We start from the raw sequence: 19,594 nt of genomic DNA on the forward strand, positions 1-19,594 counted from the left end.
GAGTAATACGTTTGCACAGCTTTCTAAAAATGAATTATATTTAAAATACCGGCTATATAATAAAATCCTTTAAACCTCATCCCGAAGACAGCTCATTGTGATTGTCTTTGATGTTTAAGCCAGTTCATAGCGTTTTTAGTGAGAGCCGTTTCCTGTAAGCCATTAAGTTTTGTTGTTTACTCACAGAGTGTTATCAACACCGAATAAACCATTACGGAGGGGATGATATGGATGAGTACTCGCCTAAGCGGCACGATATCGCTCAGTTACGCTACCTGAATGAAATGCTGTACGATGAAGGGATTGCAACACTGGGTGACAGCCATCATGGCTGGGTTAATGATCCGACTTCGGCCGTTAACCTACAGCTCAATGAACTGATTGAGCACATTGCATCCTTTGTGATGAGTTTTAAAATTAAGTATCCGGCTGATAACCATTTAAGTGATCTGGTTGAAGAGTATCTGGATGATACCTACACCCTGTTCAGCAATTATGGAATTAACGATTCTGATTTGCGTCAATGGCAAAAGACCAAGAAGCGCTTATTCAGAATGTTCTCAGGGGACTACATCTGTACCCTAATGAAGACTTGAGTAATAATTTATATGCAGTCATCAGATAAAAATCAAAAGGCTAAGATGAACAAAATCGACTATTTGATGCGTTTAAGAAAATGCACCACAATCGATACACTCGAACGTGTTATTGAGAAAAATAAGTATGAACTTTCCGACGACGAACTGGAATTGTTTTACTCGGCAGCTGACCATCGTTTAGCGGAGCTAACGATGAACAAACTGTACGATAAAATTCCGGTATCAGTCTGGAAATTTGTACGCTGATCTATAACGCCAGGCCGTAATATCTTCCGGCCTGGCCGCTTAATATTTAACCAAAATAACGTTAATATTCTTTAACTATATCTGCGGGTTAAGGTGTTCCGCTTTCTCGTTGATCTGACGATGAAATGTCCGTAATAGAAACTGAAAACATTCTTCTGTTTTGGGTGAACGTAATGGTGCAGGTTTACGCATCATTGCCACCGTTCTGCTTAATGTGGGTTGCTGCAAGTGAATCACCGTTAATTCATTATCGTTGAGTGTTGCAGTATATAACTCTGGTAATATTGCTAATGCCAGACGCGAACGAACCAGCCCATATAATGTCTCCTGAAAATCCACGCGATAACTGACCCGTAAATTCAGACGATGGCTCTCACTCAGTGATGTCACCAGCCTGCTGACATTCCCCTTTGAAAACAATGCAATATCTCTTTTCAGCAGTTGCCGCCAGGGAATATTGTGGCCTTGAGAAAGCGGATCATCTCGTCTGATAACGGCCACAAAAGGATCTTCCAGCAATGGGTAGACTGCCAGGGATTCCGGCACGGTACTGTCGGTTGCACCGATACCAAAATCCACCGAGCCGTTCTCCAGTTCCAGCAATAGTGCGTCGTTTGTGAGGTCATGGAATTCAACACGCATATCAGGGAAATATTCTGCCAGTAATTGCGGAACGACCGGAAATAATAACGTGCTGACCGAAGGCACTAATCCTATGCGTAAAGTGCCATCCCCGCCCTGAAGCATAATTTGCTGCATATCGTCGAAAACGCTAAGTGCAGTATTCAATAAGCGTTCTGCATAAGGCAAAACGGCTTCCCCCTGCTCTGTCAGACTCACACCTTGTGCCGTCCGGTTAAGTAATTTCCCGCCTAATACGGATTCAATTTGACGAAGCGCGCTGCTCAGTGCGGGCTGACTTATCGCCAGACGATTTGCCGTATCGGTGAAACTGCGCAGTTGCGCCAGCGTCACAAAGTATTGAATTTGCTTGAGGGAAAGGGCCGGCAACCGGCGCCAGGGTTCAGACATAATGAGCAGCTCTTCCGCTAAAAATAGGAAACGTTTGCTCAGCATAACCGCATCTTATAAACGGATAAAATAATTCATCTGTGCAAAGCCCCTGCCGCTCCCTACATTAACTTCATCTTGTTTAAATCCGGAAACTGATATGACCGACAGCACCGCCTCCCGCCCTCTGCGACAGAGGGCAATAAACGCTGCACTGGGGAAGATCCCTTTTGACCGCCTGCTGATTAACGCCCAAGTCATCGACATGGTCACAGGAGAGATCCGCGAAGCCGATGTCGGTATCACCGGAAATATGATTGCCAGCGTCCATCCGCGGGGGAAATTCTCGCAGACTGAAAATGTCGATGATTTATCAGGAAATTATCTCTCCCCCGGCCTTATCGATACGCATGTTCACATCGAAAGCTCTCATTTACCACCGGAAAAGTATGCAGAAATCGTCGTTGCTCAGGGCACAACAACAGTGTTTTGGGATCCGCATGAACTGGCGAATGTACTGGGTGTTGCCGGTGTACAGTACGCCGTCCGGTCCAGCCGTAATCTGCCATTACGTGTGATATGTGCTGCGCCCTCCAGCGTGCCGTCAACGCCGGGCTTAGAGATGTCCGGTGCAGATTTCAGAGGCCAGGAAATGCAGACAATGCTTAGCTGGCCGGAAATTGCCGGTGTGGCCGAAGTGATGGATATGTATGGCGTGCTCAATGGCAGCGAGCGAATGCTGGAAATTCTTGAGGCGGGATTAAACAGTGGGAAACTCATTGAAGGACACGCCCGCGGCCTTAAAGACGAACAATTACAGGCGTATCTGGCTGCGGGTGTGACATCCGATCATGAACTGACTTCAGCTGAAGATGCGCTGGAAAAGCTGCGTGCTGGCCTGACGCTGCAAATTCGCGGCTCACATCCTTATCTTCTGCCCGATATCGCCGCAGCTTTGCTGGCACTTCCCCACCTTTCATCGCAGATAACACTGTGTACTGATGATGTTCCACCCGATCACTTGCTGGAAAAAGGCGGGCTGATTGCCTTAATCAGGCTTCTGATTTCACACGGGTTACGTGCGGAAGATGTACTGAGGATGGCAACATTCAATGCAGCGATCCGCATGCAACGTTCAGATTTAGGCCTTATTGCCGCAGGGCGTACGGCAGATATTATCGCGTTTGATTCGCTGGATACTCTGCATCCGTGCGCGGTGTACGTTGCGGGTAGCTGCGTTGCCAGACAAGGCAAACTGTTATCTACCCCTTCGGCAGCCCGCGACGTGACACCTCCGCGCAATACTATGCGGCTAAGTGCCTTAAGCGCCGATGATTTCCAACTGAAAATTCCGGGTCTGAACAACGGTAAAGCGCGTCTGCGCAATATTAAAGGCGCGCGCTTTACACAATGGAGTGAAGTGACCGTGAATGTGAGGAACGGTGTCGTGCAGATACCCGACGATTTCAGCCTGATTTGGGTACAGCACCGGCATGGCCGCCACGAGGCCACACCGAAAATGGCATTACTCGAAGGCTGGGGAGCTTTGCGCGGCGCCATTGCAACTTCTTACTCGCATGACTCCCATAATCTGGTGGTTATCGGCCGGAATCCTGCTGATATGGTGGTAGCAGCCAATCAACTGGTTGCCAGCGGAGGCGGTATGGCCCTCAGTCAGCATGGGAAATTACTGGCAAGCATCGATATGCCGATTGGCGGCATGCTGTCTGATTTACCGGCTCCAGAATTAGCGAAGCAGTTTAAAAACCTGCGCGACCTCAGCGCACAGGTCGCCGACTGGGAACCCCCTTATCGCGTTTTCAAAGCCATCGAAGGGACATGTCTCGCCTGTAATGCCGGCCCGCATCTGACCGATTTAGGACTTACAGATGGCGGATTACGTGAAATCGTCGATCCGGTTCTGGAAATCTGGCCAGAAGAAATCTGAAGCAGAAAACCACTACACGTCAAAAAGACAGCAAACACAATAATATAAATAATTGTTTTCAGGGGTATTTAAGCATGTCCGAAAGTTCTGTGAAAAATGTTACCGTCTCATCTGACGAAAGCTGGTTACAACGCCGTTTCCATCTGCGTCAGCGCGGGACCAAAATTAAAACGGAATGTCTGGCAGGTATCACCGGTTTCCTGGCGGCAGCGTATTTACTGGTGGTGATCCCAGGCTTACTGGCGGTCAGCGGTATGGATAAAGGTGCAGCCACCACCGGTGTGATCCTGGTGTTTGTGCTGGGTTCTCTGCTGATGGCCTTTTACGCCAACCTGCCTTTTATGGTCGGGCCAGGCATTGGCGGCTCGGTACTGGTCGGTATTACGCTGGCGGGCGACGGCATTACCTGGCCCGTCGCACTGGGTATTGCATGCTGGTCGGGGGTTTTATTTTTCGTGATGACAGTGTTTGGTTTGCGTGAAGTGGTCACCCGTTCTGTTCCGCAGTCGATCAAACTTGGACTGACCGCTTCTATTGGCATTTTTGTCGCCCTGCTCGGCTTCCGCAATGCCGGACTGGTCATGGCAAATGCCAAAACGCATGCACTGGCTTTAGGAGATTTTACCGCGCCGGGTGCCTTAATCGCGCTTCTTGGTCTGCTGGTCGCCGTGGGCTTACAGGCCCGAAAAGTACCCGGTGCTATTTTGTGGGCCATTTTGCTGGCGACGGTGGCTGGCATACCGTTTGGTGTAACACATTTACCTGAACAATGGATCTCTGTACCACATTCTGTGGCTCCGCTGCTGGGCAAAGTCGATCTTACCGGTGCCATCAACATCGCCTTCCTGCCATTCCTGTTTATCTTTTTCGCCTCAGAATTCTTCTCGACAATGGGCACCACACTGGCTGTTGGCGGTGAAGCCGGGTTGCTCGATGAGCGCGGCAATATGAAACATATCAACCGGCCTTTCATGGTGGATTCCATTGCGGCGGCGCTGGGCCCGATCGTCGGTATTCCTGCCGCCACCGCACTGATCGAGTCCTCTGCAGCGGCTGAAGCAGGCGGAAAAACTGGCCTGACCGCGCTGGCTGCAGCCATGATGTTTCTGCTGATGCTGTTATTTACCCCCATTGCGCTGATGATCCCGAAAGAGGCGACCGCTCCGGCGCTGATTCTGATTGGCCTGAACATGTTCAGTAATTTACGAAAAGTGGACTTAGCGAATTTTACCGACGCGCTGCCAGTACTGATGATGGTGATGATTACGCTGATTTCCAACAGCTTCGGTACAGGTATCGCCGGCGGATTGCTGTTTTACGTCAGCATTAAGGTCGTTGCCGGCAAGGCACGTGAGGTACCGATGAGCCTTTATATTCTGGCGATCCCGCTGGTCTATTATTTTGCGACGCTGGTACATCACTGACCCTAACGAATCAAACAGAGGGTGCGTGAAAACGTGCCCTTTTTTACGGGCGCAGCCTGGCTTTACGGATGTTTAAGAAGAAATGAGGAAGATAAGAAGAATCGGTAGACACCTGAAATGGTGGAGGCCCTGCCAGCTACATCCCGGCACACACGACACCTGCCATGGCTGCTTCCTTCCGGACCTGACCAAGTTGACAAGTTAGCGTTGCGGGAGAACCAACAGGGCCCCCATTGACGTTGTCGGCTTCATTTCTCTGCTAAGAGAATTGAAGCGACGGGCATTATCTGCGATGCCCGAAGCAAAAGCAAGTTAACCGCCGACAACCGTTGTTTTCTTAAACGATATGCCTAAATCAGAGCCAACAATGCCTTAATTTTTGCGTCATACTGGCGCAAATCACCGAGGAGGATGTCATGTCGGAACCCGATAACTTTCGCCAGCGCGTATTTCAGATTATCGCCGCCATTCCGGTCGGGCAAGTTACAACTTACGGTAACGTCGCACAACTGGCCGGTTCACCGCGTGCAGCGCGGCAGGTCGGCGGCGTACTCAAGAAGCTGCCGGAAGGCAGCACCCTTCCCTGGCATCGGGTGATTAACCGGCACGGCGAAATATCCCTGCAGGGCGAAGACTTTAAGCGTCAACGTCAGGCACTGCTGGCAGAAGGCATTACCTTTAAGCAAGGCAAAGTGGATTTAGAGAAATATGGCTGGAAATGGTGATGTTGCGTTCACTAAACCATCTTACAGATAAGCACCGCCGGAGCGGTGCTTAGCCATCACAAGTCATGAATCAATAGGTCATGGGTTGCGCGGGTGCCGAACTTACCGGTGCGGGTGACGTGCCCAGCCCCGGATTTGACGGGTTGCTCATTGGCCCCAAAGTGCTCGGTTTAGTCGCGACAGGTACGGCGACAACAGGGACAAGTTGCAGATCAGCACGTGTACCCTGACCATGGTTAATCACTTCTTTAATGGAATCAGTGATGAAGGTCATCTGACCATTGATGGTTACCGCTGCACTCAGAAGAATACGGGCGTCAGGAGCAATTTCCTGCGGGTTATATGGCAGGATGAAGGTAAACGGAGCCTGTTTCCCTTGCGTTCTTGCTACTTTTTGCGAAATCACCCGGGATGGCGCATCCGCCACCGAAGCATCAGACAATGTCACCGTCAGGACAGCATCCGGTGGCAAAGCAACACGCTGATTGATGAACACACTACCCGATACATTCGGGCCGGTGATCGCAGGTTGAGTGACCGGACTGGCCGCCGTATTCACAGGAGGTTGCTGCGCTGGTGCCTCATGATGCTGTGCACATCCGGCAAGAGTCAGAGACAGCGCGGTTCCACCTACTATCTGCCAAAGTTTCATTGATCGTACTCCCTTTTTATAGTCGCTTGTCGACAAGCCGTAATAAGCGCCGACGATGAATGTAGTGACTTTAACCAGCTTACCTATTAATCATGGCACAAGAATCTGAGGTTTTCCTGTTAACGGCCAAACAGATCTTCTGGCAAAACGGAAGATCCACTATGATTAACAGGTTAGACCTGTCGGTGAAGGCGTATTTCAGAAGATTCCTGCCTGCATTACCCCGAACAACTGAGGTCGATTTCTCTGGTTACTTTCATGAGGCCACTATGAGTCAGGCATTAAAAAATCTGCTGGATCTGCTCGATCTGGAAAAAATTGAAGAAGGGTTGTTCCGTGGCCAAAGTGAAGATTTAGGCTTACGTCAGGTCTTTGGCGGTCAGGTGGTCGGACAGGCATTGTATGCCGCCAAGCAGACTGTTCCGGCGGAGCGGGGTATCCATTCTTTCCACAGCTATTTTTTGCGCCCTGGCGACAGCAGTAAGCCCATCATCTATGACGTGGAAATCCTGCGCGATGGCAACAGCTTCAGTGCACGCCGTGTAAAAGCCGTACAGCATGGAAAACCGATTTTCTATATGACAGCGTCGTTTCAGAGCCAGGAAAGTGGCTTTGAGCATCAGAACGCCATGCCGGATGTACCACCACCGGAAACGCTGGTATCAGAATCCGATATTGCTAAAAATCTGGCGCATCTGATACCGGAAAAATTCCGCGAAAAATTTATCGGCCATAAGCCTATTGAAATGCGTCCGGTGAAGTTTCATAACCCGCTGAAAGGAAGCGTCGAAGAACCTAACCGTGCCGTGTGGTTCCGGGCCAACGGTGAGATGCCAGATGATTTGCGAATTCATCAGTATTTGCTGGGCTATGCATCTGACTTCAATTTCCTGCCTACGGCGCTGCAACCTCATGGCATTGGCTTCCTTGAACCGGGAATGCAGGTCGCGACCATCGACCATTCGATGTGGTTCCACCGTCCGTTCCGCATGGATGACTGGTTGCTGTATGCCGTTGAAAGTACTTCTGCTTCCGGTGCGCGCGGTTTTGTGCGTGGGCAGTTTTATACCCGCGATGGCGTTCTGGTCGCCTCTACGGTCCAGGAAGGCGTTATTCGTCAGCGAAAGCCTGAATAATCTTTATTAATAAACGTCCTGTGAAAATGGCGCATTAAAAAGGGGCGATATCACTATCGCCCCTTTTGCATATCATCATTATTTTATTGTTCTGTACTGCTTAATGAGAGAGTTAGCGCACTACTTTCTCTGAAATCAGATTACTACTGGCTTATTGGTTGTAAGCATTTTCACCGTGGCTGTTAACATCCAGACCTTCACGTTCCTGCTCTTCAGGAACACGCAGACCTACAATCATATCAGCCACTTTGTAACCGATGAAGGCCACAACACCGGACCACACCAAGGTCACGCATACGCTGAAGAACTGCACCCACACCTGATGGCCCATGGTCACGCCTTCTGCATAACCTACGCCGCCCAGGGAACTGGAAGTGAACACGCCAGTCAGCAGGCAACCTACGATACCGCACACGCCGTGAACACCGAATACGTCACATGTGTCATCAACACGCAGCCATTTTTTCAGGGTAACCACACCCCACAGGCCAGTGATACCACCGACCAGACCGATGATCAAAGCACCGCCAACGCCCACCGTACCACATGCCGGCGTGATAGCGACCAGACCCGCGATAGCACCAGAGCTTGCGCCCAGCAGTGAAGGCTTACCACGTACCATCCACTCAACCAGCGTCCAGGACAGGATTGCGCCAGCGGTAGCAATTACCGTGTTCAGGAAAGCCAGTGCGGCAACAGAGCTTGCGGCACTTGCTGAACCCGCGTTGAAGCCGAACCAGCCCACGTAGAGGATTGAGGCACCCGTGAAGACCATTGGCAGGTTGTGTGGTTTGAAAGCTTCCTTACCAAAACCGGCACGTTTACCGAGCAGATACGCTCCCACCAGGCCTGCAATTGCGGCGTTAATGTGGACAACAGTACCACCGGCAAAGTCCAGCGCACCATCAGCAGCCAGGAAACCGCCTGCCCACACCATATGAGCCATCGGGATGTAAGAGAAAGTCAGCCAGATCACCGTGAAAATCAGAACCGCTGAAAAACGTACACGCTCAGCGATACCGCCCACGATCAGCGCCACCGTGATACAGGCAAATGAGCACTGGAATGCAACATGAATCATCTGCGAGAAGGTGCCCGTCACAGAATCCAGTCCAATGCCTTTCATCATGACGTTGCTGAACCCCCCGAAGAACGCATTACCTTCGCTGAAAGCAAGGCTGTAGCCGTAGAGGATCCACAAAACGCAGACCAGAGCAAAGGTGACAATAACCTGAGTCAGCATGGACAAAACGTTTTTCGAACGCAGTAAGCCGCCGTAGAACAACGCTACGCCAGGTACGGTCATGAACAATACCAGCGCAGTACAAATCATCATAAAGGCATTATCAGCGCCGTTTGCCGCTGCTGGTGCTGCCGCCATGGCCAGCGAAGGCAGCAAAGCCACTGCACCAAGCCCCATCATGGATAAAAGTTTTTTCATTATTAACCCACCCCTGTTTCTCAAAACTGTTTTTTCTCATCTGATTTATCTCAAACCGATTGGTGTGAGAGAAAAGAACCTGAAATCACAGTGCTGCTTCGTCGGTTTCACCGGTACGAATACGGATAACACGTTGCAACTCAGCAACGAAAATTTTGCCATCACCGATCTTGCCGGTGTAGGCCGCTTTGCTGATCACGTCGATCACTTCATCAAGCTGATCGTCAGCGATAGCAATGTCGATTTTTACTTTTGGTAGGAAGTTCACGCTGTATTCCGCGCCACGGTAAAGTTCTGCATGACCTTTCTGACGGCCAAAACCTTTAACTTCCGTTACGGTCAGCCCCTGAATTCCAACAGCAGACAGCGCTTCACGCACGTCTTCCAGCTTAAAAGGTTTGATCACCACAGTAACCAGCTTCATTGTGCCACTCCTCGAATTAAGGGCCTGCCGTGAGAGGACTCACGCCCGATACGGATTGAATAAAGCAAAGGATGTGCCAGAGTTGAAATTGGTCACAGATTCATGCAATTCCCACGTAATACGGCATTTTCAGAATAATCGTGACCCTGCGCACAGTTGCCAAATCCTATTCAGCACAGCAGCGTTCGCACCATTTAAGTGCTCATCGCTGCTTTTTAGTGCATCCGGATTGATAAAAAGGTTTTGCCTGCATGAATACAGTGCGGGGAAAGCTAAAAACGGGAAAAGAAAACCGGGGAAAAAAGATAGCCGGTACCGCGGAGAGACGGCACCGGCATAAGATTATGCGTTTTCTGTTGCGGGTGTAATCTGTCCGGCAGAAGCCAATTGCTGCCCGGCAAGTTGCAACTGATACATCTGATAATACCGGCCTTTTTCTGCCAGCAGCTGCAAGTGATTACCCTGCTCAACGGCTTGTCCGCGGTGCAATACCAAAATATTATCGGCATCTACGATCGTTGAAAGCCGGTGTGCAATAACCACAAGTGTAGTCTGCTGACGGATAGCCCGTAATGCGCGCTGAATTGCCTGCTCTGTGCCGGAGTCAATATTGGCCGTTGCCTCGTCAAGGATCAGAATTTCCGGTGCCTGCACCAAAACGCGCGCCATCGCCAGTAATTGCTTCTGCCCGACAGAAAGATTATTGCCCTGTTCTCCCAGACGCGTATTGATACCTTCGGGCATTTCGCGCACCAGCGGTGAGAGCTGGACAATGTCCAGCGCATGCCAAACCTGTGCTTCATCAATATCACGGCCTAACGTGACATTGGCAAATACGGACTCTGCCAGAACGACCGGATCCTGTTGCACCATCGCAATACCTTTACGCAGGCTGGTGTGCGATAAATCGGCGAGGTTACGCCCGTCAACCCGGATCTCACCTTTGTTTAGCGGATAATAGCCCATCAGCAGATTTGCCAGCGTGCTTTTACCGCTGCCGGTATGCCCGACCAACGCGACAAATCCGCGTGAAGGGACGTGCAAAGAAATGTTTTCCAGCACCCATTTATCCGGCAGATAAGCAAAGCTGACGTCTTTGATATCAATCTCACCGCTGGTCAGCAATTTATCATCGGGTCCATACTGCTGCTGCGTCCTGTCCATCAAATCAAAGATACGCTCACCGGCAACCACTGCCTGCTGCATAATCGATTGCTGTGAGGTCAGTTCAATCAGAGGCTCGTTGAGCCGTCCGAGATAATTAATGAAGGCGTATAAAACACCAACGCCCACAGAGCCCTCTGCGCTGAATCCAAAGAGAATGAGCAGACCACATAAAATTAACGAGGAGAATAAACTGAGCAAAGGACGCAACAGGAATCCTTCCAACCGCAGCGTTTGCATACGGGCCATATAGTGCGACTGACTGGCGCGGGCAAGCCGTTCCCCGAATCTTTTCTGCTGGCGGAACTGCTGAATGACATTCATACCGTTGATGACTTCATTGAAACCATCATTAATATCCGCCAGGTAAGCACGTACTTTGCGCACCACCGGCGTACTGTAAATCTGGTACAACCCCATCACAACAAACACGGCCGGGAAGATACAAATCGCCACCGATGCCAGACGCCAGTCGAGACTGAACATCGCCACCAGCATTGCCCCAATCAGGGCAATACTGCGCAAGACTGTCGATACCACAGTCACATACAAATCACGGATAACTTCCGTGTCGTTTGTCACGCGGGAAATCAGCTGACCTACAGGTTGAGTATCGAATGCACTCAGCGGCTGCCGTAGTGCAGCATCCATAACTTCGGTGCGCAGGCGCTGAACGACACCCACCGCAGCACGGTTGAACAACAGTGCCTGAAAATAATGCAGGCTTGCCGCCAGGAATTGCAGGAAAAGAAAGCTTAACGCGAGCAAACTAACCTTCCCCCACGGCATCTCACCTTTAGCCACGTAATGATCAATAAAGAAGCTGATTAAGATAGGGCCGGTCACTTCCGCTGCAGCGGCAATCCATAGCATCAGCACCGCATAAGACAGCGGTGTAGTATAGGGTTTTCCGTATTTTAACAGGCGCTTTAGCGTTGGCCAAAGCTTCTGAATTTTAATTATTTTTTGTTCAGCCACGGCGTTCCGGCTCCTTTTCCTGCGGCACATCATCCAGCGCGGCTTCTAATTGCTGATAACGGAACATATCGCGGTACCAGCCGGGTTCTGCAGCAAGCTGATCATGATTGCCACGCTGTGAAATACTCCCCTGACTGAACACCAAAATTTCACTGGCTTCGGTCAGTGCTGAAAGTCGATGAGCACTGATGATCACCGTACGGTCACTGCCCCACTGGCGAAGATTGTGCAGGATCTGGTGCTCTGTCCGGCCATCAACGGCGGATAAAGCATCATCAAGGATCAGAATTTCAGCTTTGAGGAGCAATGCACGTGCAATCGAAATACGCTGCTTCTGACCACCGGAAAGCATGACGCCACGCTCGCCGACTTCAGTGTCATATCCCTGAGGCAATCGCAGAATATCGTCATGGACGCTGGCGAGACGCGCGGCTTCTTCAATCTCTTCCTGCGTGGCATCAGGTCTTCCGAGCGCGATATTCTGCGCGACAGTGTCTGAAAACAGGAAAGGCGTTTGGCTGACAACAGCCAGACGGGCACGCCAGTCATCAAGCTGAATTTCTTTAAGGGATAATCCGTGATAACGCACATCCCCGTCAGTGACATCGAACTGGCGCTGAAGGAGTGCCAACAGCGTGCTTTTACCGGAACCTGTCGGACCGCATAGCCCCAGCATTTGCCCAGGTTGCAGGGAAAAATTGACCGACGTTAACGCAGCGTGGCTATTTTCCGGATAATGGAAATCAGTGATGCGTGCTTCCAGCACCGCACGCTCTGCCGGTAGGGGGATGATGCCATCCACAACAGAGGGGGCTTCCTGCAACAGGCTACGAATACGACTGTAGGCCGCACTGCCACGTTCGACGATGTTAAACATCCAGGCGAGCGCAAGCATCGGCCAGATCATCAGGCCAAGGTACATGACAAAGCTGGTGAGTTCACCCAGCGTCAGGTGACCATTAACGACCATCCAGCTACCGCCGCCGATGGCCAGCAGATTCGCCATGCCGATAGAAACATAAATGGTCGGATCAAAGCGGGCATCAACGCGCGCGACACGCATATTTTTTGCACCGGTATCCGCAGCCACGTCAGCAAACTGCGATGACTGATGATTCTCCAGGCCAAAAGCTTTGATCATGCGGATACTGGTCAGGCTTTCCTGCGCCTGATCGTTAAGCGAGGAAAACGCAGCTTGTGCAGTCTTGAAGCGGGAATGAAGTTGGTCGCCATAGCGCTTGATGATGATGGCCATTACCGGCATCGGCACCAGCGAGAGTAATGTCAGTTCCCAGCTGATCTGGGTTGCCATAACGATAAGTACCGCCAACCCCATGACCAGAGAATCCACCAGCGTCAGTACGCCCTCCCCCGCAGCGAACACCACACGGTCGACGTCATTCGTAGCACGTGCAATTAAATCGCCCGTGCGATGGCGCAGATAAAAAGCGGGATGCTGGCGACTCAGCTGACGAAAAAAGTCCTGCCGCAGTTCAACTGCAAGCTGATAAGACGCGCCAAAGAGCAGCACACGCCAGACATAACGCAGCAGGTAGACCACAACAGCCGTACCCAGCATCAGGCCAAGCCACGCAAAAAGCATGCTGTAAGACATTTGTTTTGACGTAACACCATCGATAATAACCCCCACCAGTTTTGGCGGCAGTAATTGCAGAACGGCGATAATGACCAGTAAGGCGACGGCTCCCAGATACCGGCGCCATTCACGCCGGAAGTACCAGCCCAGTTGTGCAAACAATCTCACGCAGCATTTTCCATACAAATAATAATGATTTTATTGAGTTAAACCGGCAGCCGAACTCCCCGTTTCCTCTTCAGGCCGACAAGGATACCAGAGTTAACAAGTGTTTCTGATGAAACTTTTTACTGCAACTTTTGCATTAAATCGGCAATGCAGTGGTCGATTTTATGCGCTCCATCGCAAAACTTGAGGTCACATCGTTCAGTCCTGGAATGCCATTCACAAGTCGCTTGTAAAAGTTATCGTAGCTTTTCATATCGGAGACCTGAACCTGCAGCAGGTAATCGTATTCGCCCGCCATCCGGTAAAAACCCAGCACCTCCGGAAACGCTTCGACTTGCTGAACAAATCGCTGATACCACTCGCTGTTGTGATGCTGCGTCTTAATCAGCACAAATGCCGTCAGGCTCAGCCCCAGTTTCTCACCATCGAGCAACGCCACTTTCCCGCAAATAATCCCTTCATCTTCAAGACGCTTTATTCTTTTCCAGCAAGGGGTGGTCGTGAGATTGACGGCCTCCGCCAGTGTGTTGAGAGAAAGGGTGCAATCCTTCTGTAGCAACGATAAAAGTGTGCGGTCAGTTTTATCTATCATTTCGCTCTCCCGGAGAAATAGTTTCTCTCAATAAGGGTATTCATGGCAAAAAGAGTAACTTATTTCTCTAATGATTACGTTATTCTTTATCTTATCAAAACTTACTTACGAGCCTGCAACATGCGTAATTCCTGGGTCAATCACGCCATCAGAGAAATCGACGCCGATTATCAGCGTTCAGCCGACACACATTTAATCCGTCTTGCACTGAATGATTTTCCCGGAATTTCGTTGTATCTGAAAGATGAAAGCACGCACCCTTCCGGCAGTCTGAAGCACCGTCTGGCTCGCTCATTATTTTTATATGGCCTGTGTAATGGCTGGATCCGCGAGAATACACCGATTATTGAAGCATCTTCGGGCAGTACCGCCATCTCCGAAGCCTATTTCGCGCGTCTTCTGGGCCTGCCCTTTATTGCCGTGATGCCCGCCTGTACCGCCCCGCGCAAAATTCAACAAATTGAGTTTTATGGCGGCCGCTGTCATTTTGTCGAAAACTCCGGTCAGATTTATGCTGCCTCGGAGCAGCTCGCGAAAGAACTGAACGGCCATTACATGGATCAGTTTACCTACGCGGAGCGGGCCACTGACTGGCGCGGCAACAATAATATTGCAGACAGTATTTTTCGTCAGATGTCCTGCGAACCACATCCGGTGCCGCGTTATCTGGTAATGAGCGCCGGCACCGGCGGAACGTCCGCAACACTTGGCCGCTACATCCGTTATCGGGGGCACGATACCGAACTGGTGGTGGTGGATCCGGAAAACTCTGTCTTTTACGATTATTTTCAGCAACGTGACGCCAGCGTTAATGCACAATGCAGCAGTCGCATTGAAGGTATCGGGCGCCCGCGTGCCGAACCCTCATTTATTCCTGACGTCATTGACAGCATGATGCGAGTGCCTGATGCCGCAAGCATTGCTGCCGTCCGCTGGCTTGAGCAGGTACTGGGGAGAAAAGTCGGCGGCTCGACAGGCACCAATATGTGGGGAGTATTGCAACTGGCAAAACACATGCGAGAGAAAGGCGAAACCGGTTCGATCGTTACCCTGCTTTGCGACAGCGGCGAACGTTATCTTAATACCTATTTTGATAATCACTGGGTAGAGAATAATATCGGTGACATTTCGGTTTATGCGGCACAACTGGAAGGACTTAACTAATATTTATCAAAAATAATTCGCGTTGCAGGCAGGCGGAAAATGTGTGAATCCCAATGAACATACATCAGTAAGTGATTCGGGTGAGCAAACGCAGCCAACGCCTCTGCAGCTTGAAGTATGACGGAAAAAAGCCGGGACAGTTAAAGTGAACCCGGCTTGCTGCAATACCTTATTATTCGGGGGAATAGGTGAGGTGTGGAGTCTGCAGCCAGTGTTGCAAAAAGTGAGACACAGCCTGATTACGGCAATGTCCGATAATTTGTAAATGAGAGGCTCGTTCCTTCAGCACAGGCAAGGCGTTACCCATGATCAGCCCCATCCCGACACTTTCCAGCATTTCCTTGTCGTTCATGGCATCGCCGAATGCCATGCATTCTGACATATCGATACCCAGACCAGCAGTAAGAAGCGCCAGAGCGCTGCCTTTATTGCTCCCGGCTGGCTGCACATCCAGACAGTCTGCCGCTGAAAAACACAGGTCAAGGCGCGGGCCGAAATGCGCTTCAAGTTGCGGTACCAGCGCCAGCAGGGTTTCGTGCGGTGCGCAGAAACAAACTTTGCTGTTGCCGGAGTCAGGTAATAAACGCAGATCCTGTAACTGGTAGCGAAAGCCGCTGAACTGATGCGGGATCAGTAAATCCGGATCATCCAGAGCAGTAAACCAACCGTCATCACGGAATACATGCAAGCTGGCAGGCGTGTCCCATTGCGTATGTAAAAGCTCATGCGCACAATCTTCGGACAAGTCATTGGCATGCAGCCGGTGCCCGGATAAGTCATGAATGCGCGTGCCGTTTCCGGTGATCAGAAAACCTTCAAGCCCGATATTCGCCAGAATATCTTTCATTTCGAGATAATGACGGCCAGTCGCAAACGTCAGTTTTATTGGCTTTTCGGCCAGCTGTCGTAGCGTCGCCAGCGTTTTTTCGCCCAGCGTGTGATCAGGTAAAAGCAGTGTGCCATCCATATCAAATGCAGCTAAACGGAACATATTTTCTCTCAGAAAGGGAATGATTTTCACCGTCAAAGTATGGACTGCGATTTGCGGAACTAATAGTGAACAGTTTGTGAATACTGTTCCGGTTTTAGTTCACACTTTGGCTCTTCACTGCAAGCCAGGGCATCATAGGTGCGATAGGCTGAACAGATTATTTAATCTGAAAAAATAAGGCTTCCTGTTTATCGTGCGCCTGCAAAACCGGCTAAATCAGTTCCAGCGTTTATACCTGAAGACCGGACAACATCCGGTTCAGTTTACCGTGGCAGAACTGGCAGAGGTATTCTGCTGCAGTGAACGGCATACCCGTACACTGTTGGCACATTTTCAGGATGCGGGCTGGATTGACTGGCAATCGCAAGCCGGCCGCGGGAAACGCGCCTCGCTCTGTTGCCTGAGAACACCTGAAGATCTGCGGGGAGCCTATCTGCAGGCACTGCTGAAAAATGGCGAACATTCGGCCGCATTGCAACTTAGTCAGTTGGATCCGAGCCATCTCAATGCATTGCTCGCACCGCATTTGGGCGGACAATGGCAGGAGGATGCGCCCACACTGCGCATTCCTTACTATCGCCCTCTCCAGCCGCTGGATCCACTGGCTCTGACCGGTCGCGCTGAGCAGCATCTTGCCCATACTATTCATGCAGGGCTGACGCGTTTTATTCCGGGAAATTCAACCCCTCAGCCCGATCTTGCTCATCACTGGCAAATCAGTAATAACGGCAAAACCTGGCAGTTTTTCCTGCGCAGCCAGTTGTTCTGGCATAACGGTGAACCCCTTAAAACGGCGCAATTGATGGCGCGTTTTGAACAACTGAGAAATTCGCCGCGCGGTAAACATAATCTGGCATCCGTGAGCAAATTGTCACAGCCGCACGCACTGTGCCTGCAGTTTGAACTCGATAAACCTGATTACTGGCTGGCGCACCGGTTTGCCGACCTGAACTGCTTGTTATCGCATCCTGATAACCCGCATATCGGTGCAGGCCCTTTTCGCCTGACTACCTTTTCGCCCGAACTTCTCAGGCTGGAACAACATACGTTGTACGCCTTGCAGCACCCTTATCTGGCAGCTATCGAATTTTGGATCACGCCGCAACTGTTTGCGCAGAAGAGCAACGTCAGTTGCCAGCATCCTGTGCGGATCATTTTGGGGGAACAGGATGAATTATCGCGTGTGAAACCCGTCAGACGCAGTACCAGCCTGGGATTTTGCTACATCGCTGCCAATCTTAAACGTGGCGTGTTAAATGAGGCTCAGGCACGTAAAATCGTCCGTATTATTCAGCGCAGCGGCATGCTGGATAATTTACCTATCGATCATGATCTGGTGAAAGCCAGCAAGGAAATGTTGCCTGGCTGGCCAATACCTTTGCACGATGATGTGGATGTTCCGCTGCCTGCAAAACTGACATTACTGTTTCACCCGCCGGTTGAATTCGAGCTGGTGGCGAAGGCGCTCCGGAAAAAGCTGGCGGAAGAAGGTTGTGCACTGGAGATTAAGTATCATGCCGGGCGACTATGGGAAGATGATGCACGGCTGGACTCGGCTGACCTGCTTCTCGGTGATCGCCTGATTGGCGAATCCCCTGATGCCTCACTGGAAAACTGGTTACAGCAAGATCCGCTCTGGCCGGGAATTCTGCGTGAAGAAGATTATGGCCGCCAGCAACAACGCCTTAGCGCTATCCAGCAAATTCCGCTGGAAAATCATCGCTCGGACGAACTGCGCGATCATTTTTTTCAGTGGATGCAATCAGCCATCGTCACGCCATTGTTTAACTATCAGTATCAGGTCAGCGCACCACCGCGCATCAGCGGAGTGCAACTCACCGCATGGGGCTGGTTCGATTTTTGTCAGGCATGGGTTCCGCCGCCACTGCCAACGGAAAGTACCTGAAGGAGCTGTTTCACTACACTCTGAAGGGAAAGGAAAGTAACATTAGGGCAATTTTACTGCCCGGTGCGCAGTAGGTTTTAGATAATGGTTTTAACAACAGGTAATCTTAATGAAAAGAGCAGTGGTAGTTTTTAGCGGCGGACAAGATTCAACAACCTGCCTGATTCAGGCTCTGCAGCAATATGACGAAGTCCACTGCGTTACTTTCGATTATGGTCAGCGTCATCGTGCAGAAATTGAGATCGCACAAAAACTGTCTGTGGAACTGGGCGCTCGTGCCCACAAACTGCTGGATGTCGGTTTGTTAAACGAACTGGCTGTCAGCAGCCTGACCCGCGATAATATTCCGGTGCCAAACTTTAATGATGAAAGTAACGGCGGCCTGCCGAGTACATTCGTTCCCGGCCGGAACATCCTATTTCTGACACTGGCAGCCATTTATGCCTATCAGATCCAGGCAGAAGCGGTGATCACCGGTGTGTGTGAAACTGACTTCTCCGGTTATCCTGATTGTCGCGATGAATTTGTTAAGGCGCTGAATGCCGCCGTCTCACTGGGTCTGGCACGCGATGTTCGCTTCGAGACTCCGTTAATGTGGCTTAATAAAGCCGAAACCTGGGCACTGGCTGATTATTATCAGCAACTGGATCTGGTTCGCCATAAAACGTTAACCTGCTACAACGGCATTGCCGGTGATGGCTGCGGTGAGTGTGCAGCATGCCATTTGCGCGCCAATGGCTTGCAACAGTACATGCAGGATCAAGCGGGCGTGATGAGTAACATGAAGAATAAAACCGGGCTGCGCTAGTATTAGGGTTGTGGTGTTGCAGTGACTGACTTTCGGTAACGGGCGGCTTACAAACCGCCCGTCTGTTTGTTCTTTCCGCGCGGCAGTTATTATGTATAAAGCGAAAAGGTTAATCGTTTTCCAGTTCCAGTTCACGTAACCGTTCGAGCAATTCCCCTTCCAGCGGCAGCGCTTTTTGCGTGCGCAAATCGATACATACGAACGTCAGCGTCGCATCCGCAACCACTTCACCTTCACAGGTAACAACCTGCTCGAGAACACCGCTGCGTCCGTTCAGTTGCTGCAAGCTGCTGTCTATACGCAGAACGTCGCCCAGTACGGCCGGTTTTCGGTAGTTGATGTTGATATTCACCACAATGAAAGCAATCTTGTTTTGGCTCATCCACTGGAAACCCGACTGATTGTCGAGCCACTCCCAGCGCGCCGTTTCAAGAAACTCCAGATAACGCGCATTATTTACGTGTTGATAAACATCAATGTGAAAACCGCGAACTTTAATGAACGTATGCATAATCGTTAAAAAACTCCTGATAGTCGTCTGAGGTATACGACCAAACTGGTCAGATGTCTTTAGAGATTAGCAGAAGAAAACGGCGGCAACCGTTAAGGGATCACCGCCG

18 protein-coding genes and 1 other RNA gene are annotated in these 19,594 nt (G+C 50.6%); 9 read left to right on the forward strand and 10 right to left on the reverse strand.

What is annotated here, in order from left to right; genetic code table 11:
* The first annotated feature begins 227 nt into the window (after positions 1-227).
* Together tomB and J1785_RS19230 are read left to right on the forward strand one after the other, a co-directional pair.
* Positions 228-596 (forward strand): Hha toxicity modulator TomB, encoded by a 369-nt coding sequence (tomB, locus tag J1785_RS19225; RefSeq protein WP_129952820.1) that lies wholly within the window; start codon positions 228-230, stop codon positions 594-596.
* Between the two features lie 45 nt (positions 597-641).
* The gene (locus J1785_RS19230; protein WP_013576617.1) at positions 642-845 is read left to right on the forward strand and encodes an HHA domain-containing protein; all 204 of its coding nucleotides are present in this window, start codon (positions 642-644) and stop codon (positions 843-845) included.
* A gap of 75 nt (positions 846-920) precedes the next feature.
* Here the strand turns inward: J1785_RS19230 and J1785_RS19235 are convergent, their stop codons facing one another.
* Positions 921-1,877 carry a LysR family transcriptional regulator gene (locus tag J1785_RS19235; protein ID WP_129992080.1) on the reverse strand — a complete coding sequence of 319 codons (957 nt, stop codon included), beginning with the start codon at positions 1,875-1,877 and terminating at the stop codon, positions 921-923.
* 139 nt (positions 1,878-2,016) lie between these two features.
* On the opposite strand from J1785_RS19235, the gene J1785_RS19240 reads away from it, so the two are divergent.
* Positions 2,017-3,804, forward strand: coding sequence for an adenine deaminase (locus tag J1785_RS19240; RefSeq protein ID WP_217220233.1), 1,788 nt, complete (start codon positions 2,017-2,019; stop codon positions 3,802-3,804).
* A 74-nt stretch (positions 3,805-3,878) separates the two neighbouring features.
* Entirely contained in the window at positions 3,879-5,228 is a 1,350-nt protein-coding gene (locus tag J1785_RS19245) for an NCS2 family permease (protein WP_217220234.1), read from the forward strand.
* A 127-nt stretch (positions 5,229-5,355) separates the two neighbouring features.
* Here J1785_RS19245 and ffs read toward each other — a convergent pair.
* Positions 5,356-5,452: signal recognition particle sRNA small type (gene ffs / locus J1785_RS19250), an RNA gene on the reverse strand.
* 192 nt (positions 5,453-5,644) lie between these two features.
* Between ffs and J1785_RS19255 the strand changes: the two genes are divergently transcribed.
* Positions 5,645-5,953: an MGMT family protein gene (locus J1785_RS19255; RefSeq protein WP_129952824.1), complete on the forward strand. Its 309-nt coding sequence runs from the start codon at positions 5,645-5,647 to the stop codon at positions 5,951-5,953.
* A gap of 70 nt (positions 5,954-6,023) precedes the next feature.
* On the opposite strand, the gene J1785_RS19260 is transcribed toward J1785_RS19255, so the two are convergent.
* Entirely contained in the window at positions 6,024-6,605 is a 582-nt protein-coding gene (locus J1785_RS19260) for a YbaY family lipoprotein (RefSeq protein WP_129952825.1), read from the reverse strand.
* 269 nt (positions 6,606-6,874) lie between these two features.
* Here J1785_RS19260 and tesB point away from each other — a divergent pair, with 269 nt between their 5' ends.
* Positions 6,875-7,741, forward strand: a complete 867-nt coding sequence (tesB, locus tag J1785_RS19265) for an acyl-CoA thioesterase II (protein WP_129992082.1) — start codon at positions 6,875-6,877, stop codon at positions 7,739-7,741.
* 151 nt (positions 7,742-7,892) lie between these two features.
* Here the strand turns inward: tesB and amtB are convergent, their stop codons facing one another.
* The 5 genes from amtB to J1785_RS19290 form a co-directional block, all read right to left on the reverse strand.
* Complete coding sequence (gene amtB / locus J1785_RS19270; protein ID WP_015698311.1) at positions 7,893-9,182, reverse strand: ammonium transporter AmtB; 1,290 nt, start codon at positions 9,180-9,182, stop codon at positions 7,893-7,895.
* Positions 9,183-9,267: 85 nt separating this feature from the next.
* Positions 9,268-9,606, reverse strand: coding sequence for a P-II family nitrogen regulator (gene glnK / locus J1785_RS19275; RefSeq protein WP_009639071.1), 339 nt, complete (start codon positions 9,604-9,606; stop codon positions 9,268-9,270).
* Positions 9,607-9,948: 342 nt separating this feature from the next.
* A complete protein-coding gene (locus J1785_RS19280) occupies positions 9,949-11,781 on the reverse strand; it encodes a SmdB family multidrug efflux ABC transporter permease/ATP-binding protein (RefSeq protein ID WP_238483285.1) in 1,833 nt (610 codons plus the stop codon).
* Complete coding sequence (locus J1785_RS19285) at positions 11,741-13,513, reverse strand: SmdA family multidrug ABC transporter permease/ATP-binding protein (protein ID WP_217220236.1); 1,773 nt, start codon at positions 13,511-13,513, stop codon at positions 11,741-11,743. The genes J1785_RS19280 and J1785_RS19285 overlap by 41 nt, the downstream gene beginning before the upstream one ends.
* 136 nt (positions 13,514-13,649) lie before the next feature.
* A complete protein-coding gene (locus J1785_RS19290; RefSeq protein WP_217220238.1) occupies positions 13,650-14,105 on the reverse strand; it encodes an Lrp/AsnC family transcriptional regulator in 456 nt (151 codons plus the stop codon).
* Between the two features lie 120 nt (positions 14,106-14,225).
* Between J1785_RS19290 and J1785_RS19295 the strand changes: the two genes are divergently transcribed.
* Positions 14,226-15,269, forward strand: a complete 1,044-nt coding sequence (locus tag J1785_RS19295; RefSeq protein WP_129952830.1) for a PLP-dependent cysteine synthase family protein — start codon at positions 14,226-14,228, stop codon at positions 15,267-15,269.
* Between the two features lie 172 nt (positions 15,270-15,441).
* Here the strand turns inward: J1785_RS19295 and cof are convergent, their stop codons facing one another.
* Positions 15,442-16,260 carry an HMP-PP phosphatase gene (cof, locus tag J1785_RS19300; protein WP_217220239.1) on the reverse strand — a complete coding sequence of 273 codons (819 nt, stop codon included), beginning with the start codon at positions 16,258-16,260 and terminating at the stop codon, positions 15,442-15,444.
* Between the two features lie 193 nt (positions 16,261-16,453).
* On the opposite strand from cof, the gene J1785_RS19305 reads away from it, so the two are divergent.
* Both J1785_RS19305 and queC read left to right on the forward strand, forming a co-directional pair.
* Entirely contained in the window at positions 16,454-18,166 is a 1,713-nt protein-coding gene (locus J1785_RS19305) for an SgrR family transcriptional regulator (protein ID WP_217220240.1), read from the forward strand.
* A 109-nt stretch (positions 18,167-18,275) separates the two neighbouring features.
* Complete coding sequence (gene queC / locus J1785_RS19310) at positions 18,276-18,974, forward strand: 7-cyano-7-deazaguanine synthase QueC (RefSeq protein WP_129952833.1); 699 nt, start codon at positions 18,276-18,278, stop codon at positions 18,972-18,974.
* 109 nt (positions 18,975-19,083) lie between these two features.
* Here queC and J1785_RS19315 read toward each other — a convergent pair whose 3' ends face one another.
* Positions 19,084-19,485: a YbgC/FadM family acyl-CoA thioesterase gene (locus J1785_RS19315; RefSeq protein ID WP_129952834.1), complete on the reverse strand. Its 402-nt coding sequence runs from the start codon at positions 19,483-19,485 to the stop codon at positions 19,084-19,086.
* Between the last annotated feature and the right edge of the window lie 109 nt (positions 19,486-19,594).

It is taken from the genome of Rahnella perminowiae, assembly GCF_019049755.1.
Lineage (GTDB): Bacteria > Pseudomonadota > Gammaproteobacteria > Enterobacterales > Enterobacteriaceae > Rahnella > Rahnella perminowiae.